Source organism: Rhodococcus sp. (in: high G+C Gram-positive bacteria), assembly GCF_049286785.1.
In the GTDB taxonomy this organism is placed as follows: Bacteria; Actinomycetota; Actinomycetes; order Mycobacteriales; family Mycobacteriaceae; genus Rhodococcus_F.
In genome coordinates, this window is the sequence record NZ_JBAQEO010000736.1 from 1 (window position 1) to 4,361 (window position 4,361).

At 68.9% G+C, this 4,361-nt stretch carries 7 protein-coding genes and 1 pseudogene; 3 read left to right on the forward strand and 5 right to left on the reverse strand.

Annotation, left to right across the window (positions count from 1 at the left end; genetic code table 11):
* Positions 1-614, reverse strand: a 614-nt coding sequence (locus tag WAW17_RS26750; RefSeq protein ID WP_422335889.1) for a methylmalonyl-CoA mutase family protein, incomplete at its 3' end; no start/stop codon positions are given.
* Between the two features lie 307 nt (positions 615-921).
* Between WAW17_RS26750 and WAW17_RS26755 the strand changes: the two genes are divergently transcribed.
* Genes WAW17_RS26755 through WAW17_RS26765 form a run of 3 tightly spaced genes read left to right on the forward strand, consistent with a single transcriptional unit; the run spans position 922 to position 2,788 of the window.
* Positions 922-1,629, forward strand: a complete 708-nt coding sequence (locus WAW17_RS26755) for a TVP38/TMEM64 family protein (RefSeq protein WP_422335890.1) — start codon at positions 922-924, stop codon at positions 1,627-1,629.
* A 59-nt stretch (positions 1,630-1,688) separates the two neighbouring features.
* Positions 1,689-2,270, forward strand: coding sequence for a hypothetical protein (locus WAW17_RS26760; RefSeq protein ID WP_422335891.1), 582 nt, complete (start codon positions 1,689-1,691; stop codon positions 2,268-2,270).
* On the forward strand, positions 2,267-2,788 hold the full coding sequence (locus WAW17_RS26765; protein WP_422335892.1) for a hypothetical protein: 522 nt from the start codon (positions 2,267-2,269) through the stop codon (positions 2,786-2,788). Before WAW17_RS26760 ends, WAW17_RS26765 begins: the two co-directional genes overlap by 4 nt.
* Positions 2,789-2,799: 11 nt before the next feature.
* Here the strand turns inward: WAW17_RS26765 and WAW17_RS26770 are convergent, their stop codons facing one another.
* From WAW17_RS26770 to WAW17_RS26785, 4 genes and pseudogenes are all read right to left on the reverse strand, one after another.
* The gene (locus WAW17_RS26770) at positions 2,800-3,144 is read right to left on the reverse strand and encodes a gas vesicle protein K (protein ID WP_422335893.1); all 345 of its coding nucleotides are present in this window, start codon (positions 3,142-3,144) and stop codon (positions 2,800-2,802) included.
* Entirely contained in the window at positions 3,137-3,346 is a 210-nt protein-coding gene (locus WAW17_RS26775; RefSeq protein ID WP_422335894.1) for a gas vesicle protein, read from the reverse strand. The genes WAW17_RS26770 and WAW17_RS26775 overlap by 8 nt, the downstream gene beginning before the upstream one ends.
* Positions 3,343-4,131 (reverse strand): GvpL/GvpF family gas vesicle protein, encoded by a 789-nt coding sequence (locus WAW17_RS26780; RefSeq protein WP_422335895.1) that lies wholly within the window; start codon positions 4,129-4,131, stop codon positions 3,343-3,345. Before WAW17_RS26780 ends, WAW17_RS26775 begins: the two co-directional genes overlap by 4 nt.
* Positions 4,121-4,361, reverse strand: a pseudogene (locus WAW17_RS26785) (gas vesicle protein); the annotation flags it as partial. The pseudogene WAW17_RS26785 and the gene WAW17_RS26780, both read right to left, overlap by 11 nt.

Here is a 4,361-nt window from a genome sequence, read left to right on the forward strand (position 1 = left end):
TCACCGAATTCCATGTCGGCGGCACCGGAGAAAGCGCTCGTGAGCGGTGCGGCACCGAGATTCGCCCGGACCACGCTGCGATCGGTGACTCCGTCGCCTGCCGCCGCGCGCGCGTCGAGCAGTGCGAAGAGTGCCCGGCCCGCCACGGCTGCGTCGGCCCCGGCGTCGAGAGTGAGCGGGGCGAGGTCGAGGAGCACGCCGTCGAGCACTGCCTCGAGCGACCGGACGGGCACACCGTCGCCGCCCACCGCGAGCCAGATCGCGCTCACACCGTTCTCGAGGGCGTCGAGCAGCGTACGGTTCACCTCGGCGGCGTCGTCGCCGTCACCGAAACGGGCGCTGACCAGCCAGCCGGTGTTGACGTCGCGGGTGGCGTCCGTTCCCCGGACGAAGGGAAAGGTGCCCGGGAGCGAAGGTTCCGGCCGCTCGTCGCGCGGGCTGTAGAGCGGCGCGATGGTGACACCGTCATAGGTGGTGGTCTCGAGGAGCTTTTGGGGCTCCGGTCCAAGCTCCGCCGCGTCGACCCGACGCGACTTCGCGAGGACTCCGGCCACGGAGTGCTGCCACTCGGCGTAGGCCCGAGCAGCGTCCTCGGCTTCTGAAGCTAATGACACGGTGTCGGCTTCCTCTCCCTGTACATGGCCCTGATGAGCGATCGATCAACAGCAGTGTGACTGTGATGCTAGCCGCAGTCCCGGACCCGCCATCGTGAGGATCACCGCACAGCAAAAAACCTCAGGTCATGGGTATCGCCCCGGAGCGGACCGTCGACGAGGGTGGCGCCCGGGTCGATCATATGACCATGGACATCGATGCTCCGGCGGGGAGGTCTGCGCCGGGGCGACGGTGCCGCCGCCCCGGCGCAGCTGAGCCCGCCGTCCGGTCGGCTGGGGGCGTCGGACCCGGGTAACCTTTCGTTCCGTGATGAGACGTCTGGTGGACCGTCGTACCATCGGCGTCGCGATCCTGGCTGTCGGTGTGGTCGTGTTTGCGTTGTTCACTCCCCATCCCAGCGTTCTGCAGGTCCGGGAATGGGCGGAATCGATCGGCCCGGCCTTTCCTTTCGTGTTCTTCACCGCACACGCCCTGGTGACGATCCTCCCGTTCCCGCGCACCGTGTTCACGTTGAGCGCCGGCTTGCTGTTCGGGGCGTGGCTGGGGATCGCGATCGCCGTGGCTGCATCCACACTCAGTGCCGTTCTCGCGCTCTATCTGGTTCGCGCGGTCGGTCGGGACGCGGTGTGGGAGCGGATCTCCAACCCGACGATCCGCCGGGTGGACGAACGCATCGCCCGGCGCGGCTGGCTCGCGGTCGGTTCCCTGCGGCTGATCGCGTTCGTCCCGTTCTCGGTGGTGAACTACTGCTGTGGGGTGTCGTCGATCCGGTTCTTTCCGTACGTGCTCGCCACCCTGGGCGGCGTTCTTCCGGGCACCGTGGGCATCGTCGTGCTCGGGGACGCGCTGACCGGGGAGACGAATCCCGCGCTCCTGGTTCTGTCCGCGGTATGCATCGGACTGGGAATTCTCGGGCTGTTCGTGGACTCGCGGGGCGTCCTCCGCGAATCCGGTGCCGGCGGGGACGAGGCCCGTACCGAGCTACCGGCCGGAGAGTCCATAGTTCAGACTTGATTCGTTATTGTCAAGGTCGATGTGTTGACAACCAGCTTTCTAGTTTCTAACCTTGACGAATGTTCGTACTGACCGTCGACCAGCGCGGAAGCCGCCGAGATGTCGACCGTGTCGGTGAACTCATTGCCGGTCTCGGCGATCACCCCCTGGTCCGGCCCTTCCAGCGCACCGCCGGCGACGAGGTGCAGGCAGTCGCCGCAGACGCGGCCACCGTCGTCTCCCTCGCTCTCGAACTCGTCGTACGGGAGCATTGGAGCATCGGCATCGGGATCGGCCCGGTGGAAGAGCCGCTGCCCGCCGAGACCCGGGCCGGACGAGGGCCGGCGTTCGAATCCGCGCGGACAGCCGTCGAACGCGCCAAGAGCGCCCCCGGACGCGTCGCCGTGGAAGGCCCCGAACCCGAGAGCGCCGCCGATGCGGACACCGCGTTGACCCTGGTGGCCGTCGTCGTCGCACGACGGACCGAGGAAGGTCGCGAGGCGGTGGCGCAGATGCGGCGCGGACTCACCCAGACCGAGGCGGCCCGTGCCCTCGGCATCAGTAAACAGGCGGTTTCACAACGCCTCGCCACCGCGGGCTGGCAGGTCGAGATCGCGGGGCGACGACTGGCCGAACGACTCCTACGCAAGGCGGACCGATGACGACCCTCGCGCTGATCGCCCTCGCCGTCGCCGCGATCACACCGGTGGTGGCGGCCGTGCCGCGCAGCCCCCGCTGGGCGTCCCAGTGGGCCGCCCCCCTCGTGGTGACGGCCGCGCTCGGTGTCTCCGCGCTCGCGACCACGGCCACCACACCCGTCACCGGTTTCGCTCTCGCCGCGACCCTGGTCCTGTGTGTCGCGGCGGCCACCACCGGCGGTGCACCGCTGGTACTGGCCGCCTTTCGCATCGCTCGGCGCCAACCCGATGCCGGTCCCGCACCCGCCGCCGGACCGCTGCGCGGCGGTCGCGTGATCGGACTGCTCGAACGCGCCGCGGTGGCCGCCGCGATACTCGCCGGGTGGCCCGAGGGCATCGCCGTCGTGCTCGCGGTCAAGGGGCTCGCCCGCTACCCCGAACTCCGCGAACCGCACGCGTCGGAGCAGTTCATCATCGGCACGTTCACCAGCGTGCTGTGGGCCATCGCCGTCTGCGGCGTCGGGAAAGCCCTGCTCACCTAGCAGCAGCACCCTCACTCCGAGGACAACAGCGGCCCCAGCGGCCCCAGGTCGATGTTGAGGTCTTCCGGGGTCAGTCCGAAATGCTCCCGCAATTCGCCCATCCGCTCCTCCAGCAACATCAGCGTGGTGCCGATCCGTTCGATCTTCTCGTCGCTGAGATCCCCGTACTCGACCCTGCGCAGCGCCTGCCGCTCCATCAGCTGACGCAGCAGTTCCACGATGGTGAGCACCAGGCTGACCAAACCCTTCTCGACCGATTCCGGGTCCGCGTCGATGCGCGGCGGCAGCACCCGGTGCGCCTCGCTCGTCAGCTCGCCCAACTCGGTCGGCCCGTGCGGGGTTTCGGATTCAGGCATCGGCGGCCCCCGGCGCATCCGGTTCCGGCAGCAACGCGCTCATCGAGGAAATGAGGGTGCGCAGCGAAATCTGCACCATGTCGACGTCGTCGAGGGAGAGCACCACGTCCCCGGAGATCACCACGCCGCCGGCCAGGACCCGGTCGAGCAGGTCGACCAGTGCGATCCGTCGATTCTCGTCGGCGGGAACCATCTCGCTCACGGGGCCTCCTGCTCGAATCCGGCGAACGAGTACGGCGGCCAGGGACCGCTGAGTTCGAGTGTCACGCCCTTGTGTTCGGCTTCGAGTGTCTTCACCGTCGCGGCGAACTCGTCCCGCTCGGCGTCCTCCACCAGATAGGTGCCGTTGAAGAACATCCAGGCCCGCTTGCCGGTCAGCACCGGGTCGGTGACGGTCTGGCGGCGACCGTCGACAGCACAGCGCAGGAGCGTGGCGTGGATCTCATCGGCATATCCTGCCGCGCGGCGTTCTATGTTCTCCTGCGCCGCCAGCTGGGCGCGCCGGCGCAAAAGGTACGCGGTTCCCTTTCCGGCTGCGCCCTGCGCGGGCTGCTGCGCCGCGACCGGCTCACTCATCGCCTCCCGGTCTCCATACGCCTTGACGCCCCACTCGGTCCGTCCGGTCACCCGCCGCAGGGCGGCCGCGAATTCGTCCCGCCGTGCGGCGAGCAACTCCCGGACCCGGCCGTCGTCGTGGTACACGGTGGCCAGGCGCAACGGAATCGTGGGACCGTACCGCAGCACCGCGGCCACCACCCCGTCGTGGGCCCGGGCGGTGGCCGCCAGCCAGTCGAGATTCTCCAGATTTCGCTGCAGCGGCTCCTCACCGAACTCGCTCGAACTCACACTGCCGACCACGGCAACCAACCCGCCCACCTCGATCGCGCGCACCGGCTCCCCCGCCACACCGGTCAGTCCCGCGAGCTGCTCGGCCCGCACACCGTCGCGGGTGATCGCATACAGCCAGACTCCGTCGCTACCGGTCATCACGATCGTCCCGCCGTGTCCGGTCCACCTCCACGGGTTCGGCGGCCTCCACCGCGGGCACCGAGGTATCGCCCTCGAGTTCGGCGACGCGTTTGCGAAGCCTGCGGTTCTCGACCTCGAGGGGACTCTTCTTTCCGGTGAGCCACGGGTCGTGCTCCCACCAGTCGATCCCCACTTCCTTCGCGGTTTCCAGTGAGGCGATGACCAGCCGCACCTTGATCGTGAGCAGT